The organism is Laspinema sp. D2d, assembly GCF_025370755.1.
Taxonomy (GTDB): domain Bacteria; phylum Cyanobacteriota; class Cyanobacteriia; order Cyanobacteriales; family Laspinemataceae; genus Laspinema.
The window spans coordinates 228,335-251,531 of the sequence record NZ_JAMXFC010000003.1 but is presented as its reverse complement, the minus strand read 5'-3'; the positions used below and the strand labels follow the sequence as shown (position 1 = coordinate 251,531).

At 47.0% G+C, this 23,197-nt stretch carries 12 protein-coding genes, 4 tRNA genes and 1 pseudogene; 7 read left to right on the top strand and 10 right to left on the bottom strand.

Annotated features, from left to right (window positions below; genetic code table 11):
• Nucleotides 1-19: 19 nt before the first annotated feature.
• The gene (locus tag NG796_RS03595) at nucleotides 20-4,735 is read right to left on the bottom strand and encodes a non-ribosomal peptide synthetase (protein WP_261204545.1); all 4,716 of its coding nucleotides are present in this window, start codon (nucleotides 4,733-4,735) and stop codon (nucleotides 20-22) included.
• Nucleotides 4,732-8,058, bottom strand: a complete 3,327-nt coding sequence (locus NG796_RS03590; RefSeq protein ID WP_261204544.1) for a non-ribosomal peptide synthetase — start codon at nucleotides 8,056-8,058, stop codon at nucleotides 4,732-4,734. Before NG796_RS03590 ends, NG796_RS03595 begins: the two co-directional genes overlap by 4 nt.
• Nucleotides 8,059-8,534: 476 nt before the next feature.
• Between NG796_RS03590 and NG796_RS03585 the strand changes: the two are divergent.
• Nucleotides 8,535-8,729, top strand: a pseudogene (locus tag NG796_RS03585) (TIGR03985 family CRISPR-associated protein); the annotation flags it as partial.
• A 106-nt stretch (nucleotides 8,730-8,835) separates the two neighbouring features.
• Here NG796_RS03585 and NG796_RS03580 read toward each other — a convergent pair.
• The 4 genes from NG796_RS03580 to NG796_RS03565 form a co-directional block, all read right to left on the bottom strand.
• Nucleotides 8,836-9,072: a hypothetical protein gene (locus tag NG796_RS03580; RefSeq protein WP_261204543.1), complete on the bottom strand. Its 237-nt coding sequence runs from the start codon at nucleotides 9,070-9,072 to the stop codon at nucleotides 8,836-8,838.
• A 17-nt stretch (nucleotides 9,073-9,089) separates the two neighbouring features.
• A complete protein-coding gene (locus NG796_RS03575; protein ID WP_261204542.1) occupies nucleotides 9,090-9,542 on the bottom strand; it encodes a PIN domain-containing protein in 453 nt (150 codons plus the stop codon).
• A gap of 209 nt (nucleotides 9,543-9,751) precedes the next feature.
• Nucleotides 9,752-9,824: transfer RNA gene (locus NG796_RS03570), tRNA-Phe, on the bottom strand.
• A 118-nt stretch (nucleotides 9,825-9,942) separates the two neighbouring features.
• Complete coding sequence (locus tag NG796_RS03565; RefSeq protein WP_261204541.1) at nucleotides 9,943-10,392, bottom strand: PPC domain-containing protein; 450 nt, start codon at nucleotides 10,390-10,392, stop codon at nucleotides 9,943-9,945.
• A 242-nt stretch (nucleotides 10,393-10,634) separates the two neighbouring features.
• On the opposite strand from NG796_RS03565, the gene NG796_RS03560 reads away from it, so the two are divergent.
• Nucleotides 10,635-13,316: a glycosyltransferase family 39 protein gene (locus NG796_RS03560; RefSeq protein WP_261204540.1), complete on the top strand. Its 2,682-nt coding sequence runs from the start codon at nucleotides 10,635-10,637 to the stop codon at nucleotides 13,314-13,316.
• A 310-nt stretch (nucleotides 13,317-13,626) separates the two neighbouring features.
• On the opposite strand, the gene NG796_RS03555 is transcribed toward NG796_RS03560, so the two are convergent.
• From NG796_RS03555 to rimO, 3 genes are all read right to left on the bottom strand, one after another.
• Nucleotides 13,627-14,253, bottom strand: a complete 627-nt coding sequence (locus tag NG796_RS03555; RefSeq protein WP_261204539.1) for a hypothetical protein — start codon at nucleotides 14,251-14,253, stop codon at nucleotides 13,627-13,629.
• 1,097 nt (nucleotides 14,254-15,350) lie between these two features.
• Nucleotides 15,351-16,814: a DEAD/DEAH box helicase gene (locus NG796_RS03550; protein ID WP_261204538.1), complete on the bottom strand. Its 1,464-nt coding sequence runs from the start codon at nucleotides 16,812-16,814 to the stop codon at nucleotides 15,351-15,353.
• 372 nt (nucleotides 16,815-17,186) lie between these two features.
• Complete coding sequence (rimO, locus tag NG796_RS03545; protein WP_261204537.1) at nucleotides 17,187-18,542, bottom strand: 30S ribosomal protein S12 methylthiotransferase RimO; 1,356 nt, start codon at nucleotides 18,540-18,542, stop codon at nucleotides 17,187-17,189.
• Nucleotides 18,543-19,747: 1,205 nt separating this feature from the next.
• On the opposite strand from rimO, the gene NG796_RS03540 reads away from it, so the two are divergent.
• The 4 genes from NG796_RS03540 to NG796_RS03525 all read left to right on the top strand — a co-directional run bounded on the left by NG796_RS03540 (nucleotide 19,748) and on the right by NG796_RS03525 (nucleotide 21,787).
• Entirely contained in the window at nucleotides 19,748-19,888 is a 141-nt protein-coding gene (locus NG796_RS03540) for a hypothetical protein (protein ID WP_261204536.1), read from the top strand.
• Between the two features lie 425 nt (nucleotides 19,889-20,313).
• Complete coding sequence (locus tag NG796_RS03535) at nucleotides 20,314-21,456, top strand: hemolysin family protein (RefSeq protein WP_317619267.1); 1,143 nt, start codon at nucleotides 20,314-20,316, stop codon at nucleotides 21,454-21,456.
• A 100-nt stretch (nucleotides 21,457-21,556) separates the two neighbouring features.
• A tRNA-Tyr gene (locus NG796_RS03530) sits at nucleotides 21,557-21,641 on the top strand.
• A 74-nt stretch (nucleotides 21,642-21,715) separates the two neighbouring features.
• A tRNA-Thr gene (locus NG796_RS03525) sits at nucleotides 21,716-21,787 on the top strand.
• Between the two features lie 143 nt (nucleotides 21,788-21,930).
• On the opposite strand, the gene NG796_RS03520 is transcribed toward NG796_RS03525, so the two are convergent.
• A tRNA-Arg gene (locus NG796_RS03520) sits at nucleotides 21,931-22,004 on the bottom strand.
• 500 nt (nucleotides 22,005-22,504) lie between these two features.
• Here NG796_RS03520 and NG796_RS03515 point away from each other — a divergent pair.
• Complete coding sequence (locus NG796_RS03515) at nucleotides 22,505-23,173, top strand: Npun_F0813 family protein (RefSeq protein ID WP_261204535.1); 669 nt, start codon at nucleotides 22,505-22,507, stop codon at nucleotides 23,171-23,173.
• Nucleotides 23,174-23,197 lie beyond the last annotated feature (24 nt).

Genomic DNA, 23,197 nt, shown 5'->3' with positions numbered 1-23,197 from the left:
TCGAATTAAAAGGATATCATTACGATTTATTTTTAGGGTTTAACGAGGATAACTTCATCCGCCTCCTTTCCCGAGAAACGGGAACTAATGCTGGTGCATTCGGGGTGAGATTCTGCTGTTTTAACTCCTGAATAACCGGGGCTAATTGGGCGATCGTGGGCGCTTCAAAGACACAGCGTAAAGGCAACTCGAACCCAAATTTATCTCGAACGCGAGAAGCAAGTTGGGTTGCCAGTAATGAATGTCCTCCTAATTCAAAGAAATTATCATAAATTCCCACTCGTTTAATGCCTAGAACTTCCGCCCAAATTTCGGTGAGATGTTCTTCGATGACGGTACGCGGTGGGGTATAATTTCCCGCCAGTTCTGGCGTGATGGCGCTGGCAGTGGGTAAGGCATGGCGATCGACTTTGCCATTGGGAGTCAAGGGAAGAGACTCTAGGACAACAAAGGCCGAGGGTATCATATAATCCGGCAATTTCTCGGTGAGATATTCGCGCAATTCCGGCACCAATTGACGCGCTGCTTTTCCTTGTAAGGGATTGTTAGCATAAGCAGAGTTTGAAGCCGGTTCTGAACTCGCTTCTAGGATAAAATCTGGAATATCTTCACGCACAAACACTACATCATAATGTCCGTCTCCGCTTGAATCGGCCCAGCGAATATGAACCTGGTACGGGAGTTCTAATCCATACCAATCTTCTGGATTAATCCCTAAATGATGCAGACGTTCAACGGCTTTTTTCAATTGGCCCGCTGTTTTAAAGGCGCTGGAATTAAACAACCCTTCCGTTGCTTGAACAGCAGCCATGACTCGGTTATTAGAAACCCTGGAGAGTCCGCAGATATCCGGGTTATTTTCGATTAAATACTGGCGCAGTTTTTCCACGGTCCAATCGTCGCTAGTTCCCCCTTGGTTTAACCAGTTAATCCGCTGATTTTTCGGGGATGGTGACTGAACTTTGGGTCCAGCTAGATGGAGAATGGCATTATAGCGAAACTGGGTTAATTCATTCTTAGATTGACCCCGCATTAATTGAATTTCTACGGTTTCAATCTGAGGAAATTGTATTTTTAAGGAAGTAAAAAAGGCTGGATCTAAAGCTAATTCTACCTCTTGGAAGAGTTGCATTTCTACCCGTTGCTGTAACTGTTGGCGGGTCACACAAGGTTGGGCGCGAGTTAGTTCTACATCGGTATAAAAAGCTTTGAGGAGGGGTAAACTCCGCAAGTCACCGAGGAAGATCCGTCCCCCAGGTTCGGTGACGTTGACTGCCCCAGCAATGACCTGAATGAGATAGTCTAAACTGGGAAAATATTGGACAATTGAGTTGAGAATGACTGTATCAAAACTCTGCGGGGCAATTCCCTCAAAATCTGTTGCCAGTTTTTCTAGCAAGGTCACCTGTTTAAAGTTGTATTTGCCTAAATGTTTGCCAATAAAATTGAGGGAGGGTAAGGAAAAGTCAGTCCCGCAATACTCAGTACAGTGAGGGGCAATTCTAAATAAGAGTAAGCCCGTTCCACAACCCATTTCTAAGACCCGATTGGGTTTTAAGTTTAAAATTTGCGCCGCTTGATGGTCTACCCATTCCCGCATTTCTGCTGCGGGGATAGGTTCGTTGCTATAGCTGCTATTCCATCCCACAATATTAAAACTCGGTTCCATGCCAACGGCAGGGAGTTTATAAGTTTCATTGTAGAGAGTTTGCCATTGTTGGACTTGTTCTTCCTGCAACACAACGGGATTCAGTTCGGCCAGTTCTACCTGTTTCAAATTGAGGGCCAGATAAGCGGTTAATTGTGTCTCGCTTCGGTCATTCTCTGAGGCAGTGACAACGGTTTGATTTACAGCGGGATGTTGCGCTAAAATGACCTCGATTTCGCCTAATTCAATGCGGAACCCCCGAATCTTTACTTGTTGGTCCAGACGCCCCAAAAATTCCAGACTGCCATCGGTTTGATAGCGGACTAAATCGCCGGTTTTATAAAGTAAATTGCCTGCTTCCGAGTGAAAGGGGTTGGGGATAAATGCTTCGGCAGTGAGTTCGGGATGATGGCGATATCCTCTTGCCAATCCGTCGCCGCCAATATATAATTCTCCCGGAATGCCGATCGCAACGGGATGGAAGTGCTTGTCTAGTATATACAGTTGAGTATTAGCGACTGCTTTACCAATTCCCGGAACAATCTCCCTGCCATTTCCCAGGGGAACTCTGCCGGAAGTAGTAACAACGGTATTCTCCGTGGGCCCGTAATTATTCACCACCTGAAACGGATGGGAGGGTAACGGATGTTGATGCAAGGTTTCTCCCCCGGTGAGTAACAGGCGCAACTTGGTCTCTTGCGGCCAGGTTAATTGTAAGACTTTTTCTGCTAAAGGGGTGGGTAAAAAGCTGATGGTAATGGCATTTGCCACCAACCAATCCCGCAATTTTTCGGGCGATCGCCGGGTTTCGCTATCCACCATATAAATACAAGCACCTGCGGTTAAATAGGGCCAAATTTCCCACCCACAGGCATCAAAGGCAACCCCGGCAACCTGGGAACTGCGATCGCTGGCGGATACGGCAAACGCTTGTTGATGCCAATAGGTTAGATTTAACAAACTTTTTTGCTCAATTTCTACTCCCTTGGGTTCCCCACTAGAACCGGAGGTATAAATTACATAAGCGAGGGAATTGGGAGTCACTTGACTGCTGAAATTTTCATCCCGTTGTCGATTAATCAGTTCTTTGTCTGTATCCAAGCAAACAATCTTACAAATCACTCGATTAAATTGGGATAAACTCGATTGCTGGGTGAGTAAAACCGAAACTTTTGCCTCGGTTAACATCTGATTTAAACGACTGCTAGGAACCGAGGGGTCTAGGGGTAAATAAGCGCCGCCTGCTTTGAGAATTGCCAGCATTGCCACTGCCATCTCCAAGGTGCGATCGAGACACACTCCTACCACTACTTCCACCCCTACCCCTAATTTTTGCAAATAATGGGCCAGTTGGTTACTACGCCGATTTAACTCCCCATAAGTCAGGGTTTTATTCCCACAAACTAAAGCGGGTTTGTCTGGATTTTCTGCTGCCTGAATTTCTACTAACTGATGGATCGCTAACTCTTGGGAATACTCCACCTGAGTTTGATTCCACTGCACTAATAATTGATGTCGTTCTGCTTCACTTAACAGAGGTAAATCGGCAATCCGTTGATCCGGGTTTGTCCCAATTCCTTCTAGTAAAGTTTGAAAATGGGCAACTAACCGGACAATGGTGGTTTCCTCAAATAAATCCGTGCTATAAATCACAAATCCGCTAATTCCTTCCCGACTATCTACCCACATCGGATTGGTAGAAGACTGTTCCCATAAATGCAATTCTAAATCAAACCGGGCTGTTCCCGCTTCTAAGGGTTGGGGACTCAAGGTTAATCCGGGTAATTCTAACTCCTGCATCGGGGCATTTTGTAACGCAAAAGCTACCTGAAACAGGGGATTATGATTTAAAGACCGTTCGGGATGCAACTCTTCAACTAACTTTTCAAAGGGAACATCTTGATGAGCATAAGCCCCTAATGCTACCTGTTTTACTCGGGCCAATACCTCTCGAAAGGTTGGGTTGCCTGATAAATCAGTTCGGAGGACTAAACTATTGACAAAAAAGCCGATTAAAGGTTCTATTTCACTGCGATTGCGATTGGCGATGGGGGAACCGACTGCAATATATTCTTGTTGGGTGTAGCGATATAACAAGGTTTGGAATGCCGCCAGTAAGGTCATAAATAAGGTCACCCCTTCCTGCTGACTCAAAGCGGCTAATTCTGCACTCATGGCCTTGGAAATCTGCAACCCGTAGCGTTTGCCGCGATAACTGGGAACGGCAGGACGAGGGCGATCGCTGGGTAAATTCAGCATAGAAATCCCATCTAACTGTTGCCGCCAATAGGCCAATTGTTGCTCTAAAATATCCCCTTTTAACCATTTCCGCTGCCAATGGGCAAAATCTGCATATTGAATCTCTAATGTCGGCAGGGGAGATGATTTCCCTTGGACAAAAGCACTATAAAGGATTCCTAACTCCTGAATTAATACCCCAATTGACCAGCCATCGGAGATAATATGATGCATATTCAGCATCAGTAACTGGCCCGATGGCGATAATTGAATTAAAGAAATGCGCAGTAAAGGACCCGTGGTTAAATTAAACGGACGTGACGCCTCATGAGTAATAATCCGTTCAACCTGCTTTTCTTGTTCTACTGAGGACAAATTCTCTAAATTCAAGACATGAATAGGAACGGGAAGATGAGCTTGAATCTCCTGAACCCCTTGCCCTTGTACCTCTGGAAAAACTGTCCTCAATCCTTCATGACGGCGGATGATTTCATTAAATGCAGCTTCTAAAACCTCTAAATTCACCTCTCCAGTTAACCGGACTGCCGCAGGCATATTATAAAAGGGATTGTTCGGCACTAATCGGTCCAAGAACCAGAGGCGCTGTTGGGCAAAGGAGAGAGGTAAATTGCCCTGACGGGAAATCCGTTTAAGACTCACCGGAGTTTCGGTTACACTGCAATTTGCTCTCTGAAAAAACACCAAAATATCAGCTTTTCGCTGAGAAATTTGGTCCCGTAACTGGGGAGTTAATCGGCCTTCGGGCGCTTTGCAAATGAGGCGACTACCTTCGACAGTTAAATGAATCTCTAACCCGCGTAATTCCGATAAAAATTCTAGGGTGTTCAAAACTCTACCTCTTCTCTCTCTTCCTCATGAAAGTTGGGTATTTTTGGCGATTTTGCCGCCCAACATACGGTTTCAATATAATTGGCTAAACTCGCTACCGTTGGTGCTTCAAATAACTGACTCACAGGTAACTCGATTTTCAATCCGTCACGAATCCGCGAAATGAGTTGAGTTGCCAGGAGAGAATGTCCTCCCAACTCAAAGAAATTATCATAAACACTCACCTGCGGTTTCCCCAAAACTTGCCTCCAAATGTCCACCAGCACCTCTTCCACCGAAGTTCGAGGGGCTACATAATTCTCCAGTAACTCCTGGAATGCTGTATCTATCTCAGGTAAGACTTGGCGATTAATTTTTCCATTTGGTGTCAAAGGTAACAATTCCAGAACCGCATAAGCGGTGGGTATCATATAACTGGGTAATTTTTCTTGCAAAAACCGCCGCAATTCGCTAATTTTCAGGGGAGAAGATTTCCCCTCCGGGTCATGGGGAACAACGTAGGCAACCAATTCTTTCTCTCCGGGTATCTCCTCGCGGGCGATCGCCACTGCTGCTGCAACCCCGGAATATTGACACAGAACCGCCTCAATTTCTCCTAATTCAATCCGGAACCCGCGAATCTTCACTTGATGGTCAATTCGCCCTAAAAACTCCAGATTCCCATCCTGTTTATATCGCGCTAAATCCCCAGTTTTATAAAGTCGCGTTCCCGGTTTCCCAAACGGATTTGAAATAAACCGTTCCTCAGTTAAGTCCGGACGATTCAGGTAACCCCTTGCCAGTCCCTCCCCACCCAGGTATAATTCTCCGGGAATGCCAACGGCGACAGGTTGCAAGTGCGGGTCTAACAAATAAAGTTCTGTATTCGCCACTGCTTTACCAATGGGGACAGAACTCGCCTGTTCCGGCATTGCTTCTATCGGGTAATAAGTCGAAAATGTGGTATTTTCAGTGGGACCATAAACATGGATCAACTGTTGTGGTATTCCCTGGTTTAGCACTTTTTTTACCCACCGGGGATCAACAGTTTCTCCTCCAAATAGCAAGCAACGCAGCGACTGAAATGCATGAGGAACCGTTCGGACCACCTGCTGAAATAAGGCCGTAGTTAAGAATAAAATATCAATCTTTTGCTGTCGCAATTCCCGGGCAAAATCATGAGGAGAGAGGGTAATTTCTGTGCTAATTCCCTTTAAGTGAGCGCCATTGAGCAAAGCCCCCCAAATCTCAAACGTTGCGGCATCAAAGGAGAGATTTGAGACTTGAGCAAGGGTATCTTTCGGAGTTATATTGATATAATTAGTATTCAAAACCAGTCGATTCACCGCCTTGTGAGGAACCGCCACGCCTTTCGGTGTTCCTGTCGAACCAGAGGTATAAATCACATAAGCAAGGCGACTACCACCGGGGGAGTGAGGGAGATTCTCCACAGGTTCCCGGGTGACTGCCTGCCTGTCGCGATCGCCTCCCACTATCACCCCCCCAAACCCGTGAAATTGACCCCGTAAGTGGTCCGGAACCAGCAACAGACGAACTCCCGCATCTGCCATCATCCAATTCAGGCGATCGCTGGGATAGGTGGGGTCTAAGGGTAAATAAGCACCCCCCGCCTTCAAAATCCCTAACATTCCTACAATGGTATCTAGCGACTTCGCCGCACAAAGTCCTACCAACTCCTCGGAACTTACTCCTAATTGTTGTAAATAATGGGCCAATTGATTGCTACGCTGATTTAGTTCCTGGTAAGTCAAAGATTCCCCATCTATTGTCACTGCCACTGCCTGGGGATTTGCCCCTACCTGGGCCTCAAATAGCACATGAATTGCCGTTTCTACCGGATAATCTGCTTGAGTCTGATTCCATTCAATTACAATTCGGTCCCGTTCCGCATCACTGATTAATTCTAACTGTTCAATCCACTTATCGGGAGATTTGATGATATTTTTTAACAAATTTTTAAACTGTTCTAACATTTGGGCGATCGTCCCTGATTCAAATCTATTTGTATTGTAAATCACCAACCCTCGGAGACTATCCTGATGCTGCCAATCCTGACCATAAACACTTCTAAAACTGTCCGATGCTTCCCACAAATGCACCTCTAAATCAAACCGGGTTGTCTTCACCCCTAAATTCATAGAACTCACGATTAATCCCGGCAATTCCAACTCCTCCATCGGTGCATTTTGTAAATTAAATACCACCTGAAACAGGGGATGAACATTCAAAACCCGGTCCGGATGTAACGCCTCTACCACCTTTTCAAACGGTAAATCTTGATGAGCATAAGCGCCTAACGTCACCTCTCGCACCCGCGCCAACAACTCCCGAACCGTGGGATTTCCCGAGACATCGGTCCGCAACACCACACTATTCACAAAAAACCCAATTAACCCCTCAATTTCGCTGCGGTTGCGATTGGCAATGGGGGAACCCACGGTCACCTCATCCTGCTGACTGTAGCGTGATAACAGCAGTTGAAACCCCGCCAACAGGGTCATAAATAAAGTAACTCCCGCCTCCTGGGATAACCGTTTTAACCCCTGGGTCAGGGCGGGAGATAGCTCAATTTGTTGACTGCTTCCCTGATAGCTAGGCTGGGGTTCAGGGGGGAAATCTCCGGCTAAACTCAGGGGAATCAGGCCCCGTAATTGCTGCCTCCAATAGCTTAACTGCTGCTCTAAAATATCCCCTTGAAACCACTCCCGTTGCCATTCCGCAAAATCTGCATATTGTAACGGTAATTCCGGCAAATTAATCGGGCGATTTACCACCAATGCCCCATAAATTTCTCCCCATTCGCGAATTAACACCCCCATCGACCAATCATCAGAAATAATGTGGTGCAGATTCAGCAGTAAAATCCACTCCAATTCCCCTAATTGCAACAGGGTCACCCGCATTAAAGGGCCGGTAGATAAATTAAATCCCCGTTCCGATTCCACCCCCGCCAATCTTTGGACTTCGGCGAATTGTTCATCGGGGGGAAACGACCTTAAATCTACCCAATTCAGAGGAATTTCCGCCTCCGGTGCAATCACCTGGACAGGTTCCCCTTCCACTGATGCAAACCTCGTCCGTAAGGCTTCATGACGGTTACCAATGGCGGTAAACGTAGCGGTTAAAGCGGTTAAATTCACCTCTCCCGTTAACCGCAATGCTGTGGTGACATTATAGAAAGAATGACCGGGAGTAAACTGATCAATAAACCACAATCGCTGTTGAGCAAAAGAGGTAGGAAATACAAATACATCTGTCTCGGGAGAGAGATTTAATGCATCCGGTACGGGGGTTAAGGGAGAGTTGAAAAAGTTGGATTCCATGGGGGTCATCTGGAAAAACAGTAAATTTCAGCGCACCCCATCGGAGGCGATCGGTCAAATCAAAGGGTTAAAACCCGCGAATGGGTGATTTAATCCTAGATTCAACCCAAGTGACACCGCAGAGAGTCAGCAGTCAATCCTCAACATGAACCGCCGCTACAGCGCTGATATTTCCTAGAGGATAGACCCCTCCTCCCCGATTGTCCATACACCAGAGGAAGAGAAGCGCACAGGTGATATCCCGGTGGATAATGGAATCCTCTCAACTCTCTAAAACCTATCCTAAAACAACGGATTCAACAGCAGGATACATAACCGTCTGTAGGAGAATACCGGCAGGGTTTGATGAATAAAACCATTAACGCACTTTATATCAAAATATCGGTTAAACCCTGATCATTTCCGCCTAGGCAGGGCTATCCCTCTGTTATGAAATGATTTGAAAAAGTAACTGTTTTAGCAGCGATCGCACGGCAGCGTTGCAAGTTTTAGCAAACCGCAGTGAGACCGATGCCTATTATCGAGCCTGGATTCGCGAGGGGGATATTAATGTGCGAATGCGCTTAAGGTCTTGGCGACCGAATGGGGAAGTGATTTTACCTTTATCTCTGCGTCATCAGATGGCGGAAGAAGTAACCCGCGAACTCTCTCACTATCGTTCCCTAATTTAGGCAGGGTGGGTGGTGAGGTCCGGAAACTGTCCGCCGGAAATCATCACCATTCCTGTAGAGGAAGATAGGTCATGACTAAATTTCTACCCTTTTTTCTGAATATGCTTTACTCTTCATCGCCGATGATTTCATCATATTGATTATTATCATTTTCCTCGGACTGTTTCATCGCTAAAAAAATATCGTTTAATGACATCTTTTCTAGCCATTGATGCCGCTCTTGGGTATAGTCACCGTGTCCCGGGCTAAAGTATTGAATAAACCGAATAGTATCGACAATTCCTAATGAGTCGATTAAAGCTTGGTATCCTTTTTTAATAATTTCTTGTTGAGTGTGAGTCATTGTTCTGTTAAGGGTTGTTAAGTAACGTTTAGTAGCCATTGAACAGGATTATCAATGGGTACGTGAATTAGTTGAATATTTCTTTTGGCTTTCTTAATCAGCCGGTCATCGGTGGATAAAAATATATCGGCACGAGTTCGTTCGGCACTGGCAAGGTGGATGGCATCGTAGCTGGAGAAGCCTAATTTGACAAGTTCTATCGAACGGTTTTCTATGGATGGGCTGGCGATCGCCTTAATTTTAGCAAATCTCAGGATTGCCTTGACATTCTTGCGTTTTTCCAAATCGGGAGTTTGATCGAGTTCTGCATCTAAAGCGGCGCTAGTGATGAGTTGCCATTGTCCAGATTCGCATTGATTCAAGATAGCGAGGATAGCTTGGGTTTCTAAGGCAATGCGAGTCTGGGTTTGGTCGTCAAAGGGACGGTTCAGGCAACAAGCATCGAGATAAATTCTGTAGTTGTCACTCATATCCGGTGCATCCTCTAGCTTAATCGTTCTGGCATCATTTCCAGCGTGATGGCTTGAATTTTAGCGTGAGGTTATTCTCGGGTGGTGATTAGGGATCCTTCTGAAAAGGGTCTGCGGCATCTATTCGAGGGACGTTATGTAGGGTTCTTTCCCTGAATAGTAAAAAGCGCTGAACCCTTAATTTTTAAGGATTTCAGCGCTTTACGTTATGCCAGGAACGAGACTTGAACTCGTGACACGAGGATTTTCAGTCCTCTGCTCTACCAACTGAGCTATCCCGGCTTGTTTTTTCATGCTTAACTAACATAGCAAACATTTCTGGAATTGGCAAGGGTTTTTTGAAATATTTTTTGGGGCGCAATAAATGTTGCTACATTCGTGTTTACGCCCCAGGAAAAATTTAGATAGGGCGAAGACGAGTGACTTTGAGGTTAAACTCTCCTAAGCCCCCTTCGCCAAAGGCTCGGACCCGCACGATATAATTCCCGGCCTCAGTGATTCGGGAAAATAAGAGGGAGTTGGTGGTACCATCGGGGCCATCATCATTCTCGGCGATCGTCATCCCATTCGGTCCGATCATTGTAACAATGCTGTCAAAACTATCGGAGAGGAGGTCGATCACGACTTGATCCCCCGGTTGTAAGGTGACAATATAATCCCGGGCAAATCCACCTTGTCCGGTGGGAATATCTTTGTCAGATAAGGTATCTGTGATTTCATTACTGGATGGCAACCGGATGGGGTTGTACATATTTTGAGCACTCACGCTGGCTGCACTCATCGCGATCGCCAAGGCGGTGGCAGGAAGGATCGAGAGTAGACGGAAGTTGACCATAAAAGATTTAACCATGAAGAAACGATAACTCAAGAGACTCAATAAAATTTCTGGCAGACGGAACAGAAATCGGGGAAAGGAAAATTTGATTTATGGGGTCTGCCATCGGTGGTCACCATGATACAAGTGGCAATCTAGCATAGAATCCGGTGAGGATTACTGCTGAGTAGAAGGGAATTTGGAGTACCCTGATGTATCTACAGCGTTCCGGGTGGCGATTTCTAAACTATCCATAAAAATTAGGAGGATTTTGGCGGGTGAAGAACTATCAAAAACATCACGGTTGGTTGACGATCGCCGGGTTATGGTTCCTAGGGGCATTTTGCGATCGCCTCTGGTTTGCTCTTGATCGCTCCATTCCCTCTTGGGATCAGGCCGATTATCTAACCGGGGCCTTAAACTACTGGCAGGCATTACAAACCCCCCAATGGTTTTCGGGAGATTGGTGGCGTAGTTTATGGTTACTGTCCTCTAAAATGCCCCCGGGGACTTACATCATGACCGCATTTTTTCACAATTTATTTGGGATCGAGGCCGATCGCGCCACCCTAGTTTACCTCTTCTTTAGCGCCATTTTACTCCCTTCAGTCTATGGTTTAGGTCGATTGCTGTTTACCCCCAAAATAGGTGTTTGGGCGGCAGCTTTATGTTTGATGTTTCCCGGTTTATATCATGCCCGTCTGGATTTTCTCCTAGACTTTCCCATGACTGCTGTAGTTACTTTTTCTTTTTATTCTCTAACCCGATGGAAGGTCACGGAACTGTTAGAATTGGCTGGTTTTACCTCAGAAAAGCCGCCTCAACATGATATTTCTTTTTTTCTGAATTCTCCCGCTTATCAAGCTTGGTTTTGGGCTATTGTCTTGGGATTATCGGTCGGATTATCCCTACTGATTAAACAAAGCGCTTTATTCTTTCTCATCACGCCTCTGGTTTGGGTGATTGTGAGTACAATTAAAGACCGGCGCTGGGTCAGATTCCTTCAGTTAATGGTGGCGGCTTTCGTGACGGGGTTAGTAATGTATCCCTGGTATCGTACCAATTGGTTACTGGTGTTTACAGGTAGTCAACGGGCGGCAATTCAGGCGGCAGTGGTTGAAGGTGACCCGGCCATTTATACTCTTCCCGCTTGGACATTTTATGCAAAACAACTCCCGCATCATGTATCCTGGCCGTTTCTGGTGGTTCCCATTGCTGGATTTGTGTTCTATTGGTGGCGTTCACGAGGCGATCGCCACTTGACTCCGTTAAAGGCAGAGTTGCAAAATCCAGTTTGGAGAACCCATTTTAATTCTCCATTCAAATGGTTAGCCATTTTTTGGGTCGGGTCTTATGTCTTATTTTCTTTAATTCTGAATAAAGATTTTCGGTATGTTTTACCTTATCTGCCGGTTGTTTCTCTGGTGTTAGCTTATGGATTGATGCTGTTTCCCACCCATTGGGGAAAATGGGTGCGGTGGGGAACTTGTAGTGCGGCGCTGGTGTTGATTTTGGGCAATCTGTGGCCGGTTTATCAGTGGCATCCCGATATTGTGACCTCTCGTCATGCTTATCGGGGACCGGATTGGCCCCATCGAGAGGCGATCGCAGAAATTATGGAAACTACTCCCTATTTACGGTCAACGTTGGGGGTGTTACCTTCGACGCCAATGATTAATCAGCATAATTTGAATTATTATGGGAATTTGCAACAGTTTCAAGTGTATGGTAGGCAGGTGGGTACAAGGCGATCGCACGTTGCACAAGATGCGCGATCGCTGGATTGGTTTTTGACCAAGACGGGAAATCAGGGTTCGGTCCCGACGGAGGCACAAGCGGCGATCGCCGCACTTGTAGAAACTGGCGGGGAATTTAATATACAAGCAAGTTGGCCGTTACCGGATGACAGTACCCTCAATTTGTATCATCATCGTCTGCCGATGGTTACAGTTGAGGCAAGCGAGGCATCTGCAAATCCAGCGATTCTCACTCTTGAGCGTGTGACAGTTCCCGCAGAATCTCCTCCGGGTGTGCCGGTTCCAGTGAGTTATGAATGGACGGGAGATTGGGACTCGTTGCGGGATGGAGTGGTGATCTTAACTTGGCAGTTACAGAGTCCCGCAGCATCTCCCTCGTTGCGTGAGTCTTGGTTCCATGATCATGGGATTGGTAAAGGTGAGCTACAAGCGGTAACGCCACCGTTACAGGCGAAAGTGATAGAACGGATGGCAATGTTACCGCCAGCGGATATGACCCCGGGAACTTATACTTTGGCAGCGACTTATTTGAATCGAAAAACTGGGGAAACTCAGGAGATTGATGTGCCTCGGGTGGCGATCGCCATCAATCCCGCAGCAAAAGCGACTCCAGCACCGGAACTAGATTGGAGTACGCAATTGCGATCGCTTGCTGCCGCATTACCCCAAGGACCAAAGGCGTTAGAGTTTATTTTTGATGACATAGGACGGGTGAATCAATATGACCCCATTCAAGATTATCTAATTCAATCCGAGAAATCCCTAGAGTATCGCTTACAAAAAGATCCAGAAAATGTAGAATTGGCTTACAATTTAGCCTTTAGTCAAGTTTTGCAGCAGGATGTGAAGGGGGCCATCTCTGCTTTTGAACGGGTGGTTCAACTGGATTCAAAAAATCCTTATGCTTATGCTTATTTAGGGTTTGTGAATCTCTATGGTTGGCATCCGCGACAAGGGGAAACCGCTATTAGACGGGGGATTGAATTAGGACCAGAAGGAGTAGAAGTTCAATTATTGTATGGGATTTCCGCCTTGATGCAGGGAAATATTTTCGCCACTTGGTCCCGATTGCGTGAGTTTATTCCCCCTTCGGTACAGTTAGGGGTTTTAGTAATTACCTGGATGGCGATATTTTTCTTAGGGTTAATTTTGGTTGGAATTGGGATTAAGTATCAGAAAACTGGTCCCAAAAGTTTTAAATGATATAAAAAATGGACTTAAATTCTTCCAAAATGGAGGAGAGGCCCGACTTCTTTCCTTTTAAGGCCAATTAACGATTTTGCATCGTTTTAGGCAACAAGGGATTCAGACTTTCAACTCAGTTGGACAGAAGAGGGATATCCTGCTTTAAACAGTTTGTTTCTCGGGCTTCTACAGTTAGACATGAGTTTGGATAAAAGTCGCGATCGCCTCTGCTGGCGCATCCCGTTCCCTGCTGAACAATGTCCACCCTGGAAACAACTTTAGGGGTCAGGTTAAACTCCTCCAAACCCGTTTAGTCCTGACCTTTAAACTAGGATTGGAAACGGTGAATTCCTTGTTGAATCTGTTCTTTACAGGTTAAGGAAAAATAAGTACACCAACTCACAATCCCAAACAGCTTAAATCCATTTTCTAATAGCGCCCGATCGCGATCATAGATCAGTCCCATTTTTACTAAATCTATAATGGCCCGCATATCCAGCAACATTGACAAGGCAAAGCAGACAAACCCTAACCCCAAAAACACTAAATAGCGGGTATTTAAGATGATTTTATAAAATTTCATCAGGTACAGGGCCACCAGGCTCACATAAGTCAAATAAACTATTTTTTCTGAGATGCCGAAATAAGTGGGGAAGACTTCCTCATGAAACTGAAAAGAATCATCCAGCATTAAGACTGTGGTGATTATACCCGAATACAAGATAAATTGTTGATGTTTTAAAGAGGGATTCAAGGGTTTGAGATAAAGGGCAGTAAACAGACAAATAGCAGCAGTAGCACACCATAATAAAATGCCCAATCGGGTGATCATTCCCAAATAAAAAGGCCAATCGGCAATTTTAGCGGGGTCACCGATCAGATGATAAATGGGAACTCGATTTTGCTGTCGGACCAGCAACAGAATGATGAAGGTGGGGAGATAGATGGTCATCATCAGAGGGAATAATCCCGTAAGGCGATCGCGTAAGCTGTGCCTGTCTCTAGGTGGCCTAAAATTGTCAATCCCGGGTTCATTGATCTTGATATCTGATCTCAAATTTTCGGTTATATCTCCAACCTCAGCCCTCTTTTTATTCATAAATTACCTGCTTGATTTTATAAATTTTCAAGACCCTTTCCCACCCTAATGGAATGCTTTTAAACGCAGCTTATGACCCAGCATTTTATAAGTTAGGGATGAGTTTTACCGTAAATTAACTCTATCTTAACTCAATCGATAAAGCTTGCCTACCACGTTAGAGAGATAAGCCTCTGGTTACTACAATTGATACTTAGGCAGTTCCTAAAACCCCCTAGAGAGTCGGTTCACCAGGGATTAAGGCTAAAAAGCCAGCCGAGAATCTGCCCATTTAAATGACCGATCGCCCTTGGCAGTTGAGGAATATCTTCGGATTTTTCCGCCATTCAAAACAAGGCGATAGCCGACAATTTTTGAATTGTCAACCTACTCTAGTCTGACGATTTATAGACTAATTGAGAGAAAAGGGCAGATATTTTGAGGAAGGGTTTTAAAAACTTTAAAGGAGGGCTAAATATTATAAACTATTAAAAATTTTGCATCCTAACTTTCACCCCCTTGATGTCAGGAGTCTACCCGTCTTCTTTCCTATTGTTATGACTGCCCGTGAATTGTAAGTAAGGCTAAATAACATCTATCTAAAGACTGAAATTCAACTCAAATTAGTCAGAGTTGAATGATCCACGACTCTCCCTGCTAATCTGATGCAAGAATAGTGAACAAGCTTCATTTGAGAGTTTCAATCCTGTTCAATCTTCAGCATTAGCCCTTGGGCTGTAAGGGTCAAAAGCCGCCGCAAACCCCTGGGATTGGAACTGCCCTAAAAAAAATTATGGCCGGTTGCATTCTCAAAATGCTCACCAGCCAGTCAGGTTCTATTAGGCAGTGGAGAGGGGGTGTTCTAGCGATCGCTAGATGAACCCCTCTGGAAGGTAGCCCTTAATCTCCGGTGAGAGGGAACAGGACTCAGATCAATTGTCCCGAATTATTCCCCCTTTACGGACAACTACCCTCTACTGACGTTCCCCAATGGGCTCTCGCGACGAAGTGTTACGAGGTTTTGAGCGCTTGATCGGCTTTGACATGGACCGAGATGAGCGATCGCCGCGATCGCGGTCGTCGTAGCGCTTATCGGAATAGTTATCCATTTCCTCGGGCGCATCTTCCGAGATATTGTTCGCCCAATTGGGACGAGTGCGATCGTAAGCCATTTGCAGCGCTGCTGCGGCGATCGTGTGGGGGTCATATTCTTCGCTCAGTTGAGCGACGATCGGCAGGAACGAAGCCAAACGCTCGCCACTGAGGATTTCCCGGACTTGAGATTGCAGTTTTTCCAGATGCCGCGCCTCAATTTGAGAGCGAGTCGGAATCGAGCGAATCTTCAGAGTTTGACGCAGGTGCCGCTCAATTTGTTGAAGCTTACGCCGGTCAAACGGCTGAATCAGCGAGATAGCAGTCCCTTCACGACCGGCGCGGCCCGTGCGTCCGATCCGGTGAACGTAGCTTTCCACTTGATCCGGTAAATCGTAGTTAATAACGTGGGTCAGATGATCCACATCTAAACCGCGTGCCGCAATATCCGTGGCAACAATCCAGCGGACTTGTTGCTTGCGGAAGCGATCGATTAACCGTTCCCGTTGGGACTGGTTGAGGTCTCCGTGATATTCATCCACGCTGTGACCTGCCGCTTGCAGTTGGCTGGTGAGTTCAGCCGCCGCCCGACGGGTGCGGACGAAGACGATCGCTGTTTCCGGGTCTTCCAATTCTAAAATCGGCAATAAGGCCCGAGATTTGGACCAGCCGCGAGGGACCATGTAGATTACTTGGTCGATCTGCTTCGGCGTTGATTTGTTTTGTTCAATCTTCACCGTGACTGGATCGCGCATGAACTTATTCATCAGCTTGCGAATGGAGGGTTCCATCGTGGCTGAGAAGAAGGCGGTCTGGCGGTCTTTCGGGGCTTTATCCAGGATTTTTTCCACATCATCAATAAAGCCCATACTCAGCATTTCGTCCGCTTCATCGAGGACGAGATGGGTAAGGGTGTCGAGTTTGAGATGCCCACGGTTGAGCAAATCCAGAACCCGTCCGGGGGTACCCACAACAATCTGAACGCCCCGTTCCAGGCGCTGAATTTGGCGCTCAATGGAGGAGCCACCGTACACGGCAAAAATCCGCACCCGGCGATCGTCCGTTAATTCCCGAATCGCATTACTGACTTGAATCGCCAGTTCGCGGGTTGGGGCCAGAATCAGCGCTTGAACATTCTTGTCGTTAACATCCATCTGCTCCAAAATGGGCAGAGAAAATGCCGCCGTTTTGCCGGTTCCGGTTTGGGCTTGTCCCGCTACATCCTGTCCCGCCATCAGTTTAGGAATGGCTTGTTCTTGAATGGGGCTAGGTTCGGTAAACCCAAGTTTTTCTAGCTGTTGTACGCGCTCTTCTGAAAGACCTAAACTTTGAAATGAAACTGTCATTTATTCTCCTAAAACGTTTGAGTTTGGGGCTGCTCAAGGGCAGCTAATACCATTTCTCGTTTTTGATGCTACATGGGGTTGCTCTTAGATATTTGGAGCTAGGACAGATACGCTTTCGATGTAGAGCATAAAAATAGAATTGGTATTGATGCTAATTGAGATTAGCGGATGTTGAGGGGTACTTCTGATTTGCCTGTTAGTTACAAGGGTTGTAAAGAAAAGGCACGGTAGAATCGGGCTTTCTGTCTTAAGGCCCTGACCACCGATTCCGGGCAGGTATTGAACGAGCTTTTAAAGTGCAGAGGATCTCAACATAGCTGTTAAAGACCATACCAAAAACCGTCCTAAACTTTCCCAGAAAATCTGGATTCCTTAACCGAGGGCAATGGATTGCCGTTGCACTAGGTCAGCTACAGTGGCAACATGACCATAGAGGTCGTAAACGTCAGCACTGGCGATCGCCACCGGCACCCTGGAACCGAGACGGGCATTTCCTCGAACATAGACCAATCCATCCACTTCCGGCGCAAATCGCGCCGATCGGCCTATCAACTCCCCAGTTTCGGGGTGTTCTTGTTCGATTAATACGTCTACAACCTTACCGACTTCCCCTTGATTCTTCTTCAATGAAATCGGCTGTTGCAATTCCATCAAGGCATCCCGCCGTTCATCCATGACTTCTTGCGGGAGTTGATTGGGCAGCGTATAGGCGGGGGTTCCTTCTTCCGGGGAGAAGGTGAACACGCCTACATGATCGAACTCATGACGTTGAACAAACTGATACAAATGTTCAAAATGTTCGTCCGTTTCGCCAGGGAATCCTACGATAAAGGTCGTTCGCAATACCGCATCCGGTACCGCTGCTTTAATTCCCTCGATAATCCGATCATTGACCCCTGCTTGCCAGGGCCGATTCATTGCCCGCAGCACTTCTGGATGGGAGTGTTGCAAGGGTAAATCTAAGTACGGCAGCACGTTGGGGGTTTCCCGAATCGCCCGCAGCACTTTCGGGGTCAGTCCCGTAGGATAGGCGTAGTGCATCCGAATCCAGGGGACATCTACCTCGCCCAATGCACGCAGCAGTTCCGCCAGTTTGGGTTCACCGTATAGGTCTAACCCATAGTTGGTGGTAATTTGAGAAATTAAAATAATTTCTTGGACGCCCTCGGCTGCCAATTGCTTGGCTTCGGCTACGATGGACTCAATGGTGCGCGATCGCTGGTTTCCCCGAAGATGCGGAATGATGCAAAATGCACAGCGGTAATCACATCCCTCCGCGACCCGCAGGTACGCTACACCTTCGGTAGTCGTCCGGTAACGCGGTGTCGTCTCATCGGCGATATAAGTCGGTTCTGCGGAAATCTCTGTGACTCGCTCGCCGACTTCGACCCGTTCAATCACTTCTACGATTTTATTATAATCCCCAGTTCCCACAACTGCAACTGCTTCGGGCAGTTCATCAAACAGTTGTTCTTGGAAATGTTGCGCCATGCATCCGGTAATGACGATTTTTTTCTTCGCCTCCGCTAGTTCTACCAGCGTCCGGACTGACTCTTCACGAGCCGATTCAATAAAACTACAAGTGTTGACGATAACGTAATCTGCTACTTCTTCATCCGTATCGACCGAGTAGCCTGCTTGTACCAACAGGCCCAGAATATGTTCGGTGTCAATGCGATTTTTCTCGCACCCTAGATGAGAGATAGCAATGGTTGGCTTGTTGCCCATGCAGGTATTGCTTCGAGTTATTGTAATGGTGCTCCGTTGTAGAGCGAGTTTCGCTCCTGATCGTCAGTTTTACCAAAATACAGTATAGCCGCTTTTTCTACAAGTTTTCCCAATCGAACTCCTGGGGCTAGGGGTAAGGGTCCTGCGGGAGGGGTTCCTTATCCTTTCGGTTCTGGCTTGGGGCCTGTGGGATTTAAGGCTCCCGGTGTGGAGACGGTCGGTTGCACGGTCAGCAGCTTGTATCTCGTGTCAATGTACTATAGCACCTAACTGGATATTAATCGCGGGTGGGAGGATTTTTCCCCTCATTCCCCATCCAGACTCTATGGAAGGGCAACTCGAAGGCGCTAGGTAGGGGATGCAATTTTGAGGAAATCCTGCTCGTTATAGCCCGGGCTGTCCCTAAATTTTCCCTCGGATTAGAGCTAATGAGTTAAGTCCTACCCGAGTCACCCATTGTCAGCATTTCATCATCCAGTCGGGCCGTTATTTTTCTATCAAGCCAAGATTGATCCAGCCTCGGGAAATCTACCCGCGATCCGGTACGATCGCCCGTTCTATCCCGGTTGACCCGTTGAAAACCGCTGGTTTTATCCGGAGTCTACGCCTAAAACCTCAGCGATCGCCCTCCATTTCAACCCCCAATTCCCCCGATCCAGCCGATCCGGTTAAGCCCGATTGACTACCCCACCAATCCCGAGCGTCAAAGGATGAATCTTCACTCTCCATGTCCTTCAATATTCACCGTCTCTCAAGGCTTTTTTGCGGATAGTTTAGATTAAAATAAAACAGAGTCGGGAAATTTTTCCCCACCGGATATAAAGCCTGATTGGGCTAAAAAGATGACTGAAAGGCTGTCCGTAAAAATCGGCTCGAAAAACTTAGACTCGACGGGTCAACCGTTCCTAACCCTAACTAGGATTTTCAGACAGGGGAACGAATCGGGGAATCAGGTCATCGGTGCTGTTTCAACATCCGGAGCGATCGCACCCTTTGACCCTCTCCCTCCTGGGGAGAATCCCCAGTTACAATGATCGGGGAGAAAACCCGATCCCCGACTCCAGAACCGGGAGAAAAAGGGAGAAATGCCCAGTCTGTTCTCCCCGAAGTAAGCGAGCCTCTGTCCCGGATTTTGAACCCAGGCAGAGGGGAGGGATGGATCGAACGTTTAATCTTTGTTGTGCCTGAGCCAGGAGCGTAGCGCTATGTCAGACTTAAATCGTGGAATTATGAAATTTAAAGGGGCCGACAGCCCAGTGCTGGTCGGGGTTTCCTCTGTGCTGATTTTAGGCGGCATTGCCTTCTTAATTTGGTGGGGGTTGCAATCCGCTTACAGTTTCAACTAGACCGGGATATCGAGGCGATCGCCCTGCTAGGTCCGGTCTACCCGAAGCCTTCATCCTAAAATAGGAGGCTAAGGGTTAGCAATCAGGGTCTGATAGTCCTACCGGAATCGATAGGTAGGGGACCCCTCCCTAACCCTCCCCCAGACATAGGGGAGGGGACCGGACTTAATATCTCAGGGTTTTTTGCTGGAAAAAACCCTCAACTCATCCGATCAGCCTCAGACTGAAGAGACGCGATCGCGCCATCCAATCCAGTGAAACTCCCACCCGCCCACCGGGGGGACTTTTGTCACCCGGATCCACCAGCCTGCTTTGACAACGAGATCCGATGGGAACGTTATTATGGGCATCAAGAACGAACTTGACCGCCTAAGGATCACAACGTTCTCCCTGAATTTCATTTTATTTATTACTTCGGACCCATCGTGATTTCTTCACCCCTTCCCCATTCAGTTCTAGCTGTTTCTCAACTGCAACCCCTGTTAGGAAATATTTGGCTTGATGTCGGGGTCCTGATGTTCATGCTCGTCCTCTCGGCCATGTTTTCCGGGTCAGAAACGGCGATTACCGCCCTTGATAATCTCAAATTGCGATCGCTGATCAAAGAACAAGGGGACCCTCACCGCATCTTTACCCTAGTTCTGCACAAACGCACTCGTTTTATTACCACCCTCCTAGTCGGCAATAACCTCGTCAATAATTTTTCAGCCATTTTAACCAGCAATCTGTTTGCCTTATGGTTGGGAAACGCCGGATTAGGAGTAGCAACCGCCGTCGTCACCCTGTTAGTCCTAATTTTTGGGGAAATCACTCCTAAATCTTTAGCTATTAACAATGTCCTTCCCATTTTTAAGGTGGTGGTGCGACCGATCTATTGGTTGTCTCAGATACTCTCCTTGGTTGGAATCGTACCGTTGCTCGAAAAAATCACCCAAGTGATGATTCGTGTAGTGAAGGCGAATAACATTCAACAAGGGGAATCTTTAACCGATCTGCAGATGATGATTGAAATTCTCGGGGGTCGGGGTCAACTGGACTTGTACAAGCATCAGTTACTGAACAAAGCCCTGATGTTGGATAGTTTAAACGCCCGAGAAGTGGTCAAACCTCGGATTGAGATGCGAACCATTTCCCATGAAGCCACATTACAGGATTTAGTCGATCTGTGCTTGGAAACCGGATATTCGCGGATTCCCGTCCAGGAAGAATCCAAGGATCAAATTGTGGGGATCGTTCACCTGAAGCAGGCCATTCAGCAAATTAGGGCCTGTCAACAGGAGGGAATTGAGAATGGGGGCGTGACCCTGGCAATGGATCCTCCGGTTTATGTCCCAGAGACCAAACGAGTAGCAGACTTGCTTAAGGAAATGTTGCAACAGCGGCTGCATATTGCGATCGTTGTGGATGAGTACGGGGGAACCGTCGGTTTGTTGACCCTGGAAGATATTCTGGAAGAACTCGTTGGGGAAATTTACGATGAGAGTGATTTGGACAACCGGACCCACCGCAAAGGGGTCATCAATGCCGTTCCCCTGGGTATTCGCAGCAACCGGGGGAATGGTCGATAAGCTATTCGAGTCTAGGTCAAACCCGGGCTAAAAAAAAAGTTCGCTTAAAGCCTTGACTTCTGTGAGAGTTCTGCTAGTATTAGTAATTGTGGACAAAAAAGGGTCGATGCCCGAGCGGTTAATGGGGGCGGACTGTAAATCCGCTGGCTACGCCTACGCTGGTTCAAATCCAGCTCGGCCCACCACAATTCATTTAAAGTTCAACGTCAATGGTCAAGAAATCCTGACCGATTAACGGATTGAAACTTAAATGTTGTCTGCCCGTGTAGCTCAGTGGTAGAGCACACCCTTGGTAAGGGTGAGGTCACGAGTTCAATCCTCGTCACGGGCTTTTGAATCTAAGAATACCAAGAATGGGGTCTAAAACTTGAAAGAGTGTTAGACCCTGTTTTTTTTGATAACAATTAGGGCAAAAAGGGAAAAAACTTTCTGATCCAGGATTTGTCCAATGGGGGAAAACCCGGAACTGAGAAACGGGTGCGGCAGGACTCGAACCTGCGACCAACGAATTAGAAGTTCGCTACTCTATCCACCTGAGTTACGCACCCAAACAACGGTTACCGGAAAACCCCGCTTGAGTTTTATTTCTTGCAGACGGTCAAAACCCAAGTGGCTGCCCGGGTTGATTTCTGTATTTTATCAAACAAGAGGGCATTTGCATAGCGGTTTTCCCAGGAGATTGGGTTTTTTCCCTTGAAAAGCCTGCCTCTAGGGATAATCCTCTTGCCTAAACCTCAAGGGTCTGGGGCAGAAATCACCGGGGATTGGGAGTGGGTCCATGCTCAAAGTAGGAATAACAAGCTTGGGGTTTTTCCGGATAAGGCATAGAGTAAGATAAGGGTTAGTCAGGGCGTTGAATTACGTCGCCAGGGAAATGAGCAAGACTTGCCGAGTTGCGGTTAACTGCGTGAGTCAGACTAAACTAAAGCCAAAGTGTGGTTCAACTTAATCTTGAAACCAAGCAGGCCGACAAACGAAACTCTGGCTTGAAGCCATTTCCATTGAACCGACAGCACCCACAGGCCACGAGGACTCAATTGGCAGCGTCATGTTTATTCTGAAACGGCAGGATGTTGAAATAACGGGTATTCAGCACCCAAAAACGGGTCAGCAAATACCGATTTTGAACTATCAAGGTCAGACCTTTCGCTTAATTAACGTGTTTAGCGCGCAACAGGCGGATGAGGCCAGGGCCTTCTGGAGGGACCTAACGGATAACCGTGGGAAAGCTTGCGTACTGCTCGAAGAGACAGATCGATACAGTGTTTGGGGCAAAATTCGTCTCGACCAGTTGACAGATGATGCTCATGGAGGGGTAGCAGCAGCGCCCCTGTACACCCAAGCTTGTATTTTAATGTTGCAAGCGGTTTTCTTTGACATAGAAGACTTGTTGGGCAATCGGCAAGCCAGTTCATTTGAAAAGGACATTGCTGAGACTTTTAAAAAATGGCGCTTCCCTCAAGCGGAATCACCGGATGCGGTCAACCAGTTGCTCAATATGGACCCCTTGGGCGGCGCTCAAGTCCCGTCCTGGCAAGAGCACCATTTGAATACCTTGTTGCAAGAACTCTATCGCTTGGGTAAAGCCTACTTTGGGAATACCAGCTTTGTAGAACGAGCCTTAGATATCTTGGAAGATATGCCCGCGGCCGAACGCAAGCAGTTCAGAGATTGGCTTGGACAATCTCCCCTCGGTGAGATGTGGTCCCTATCTTGAAAGAGGGTTCTTTCAAGTGGGTTT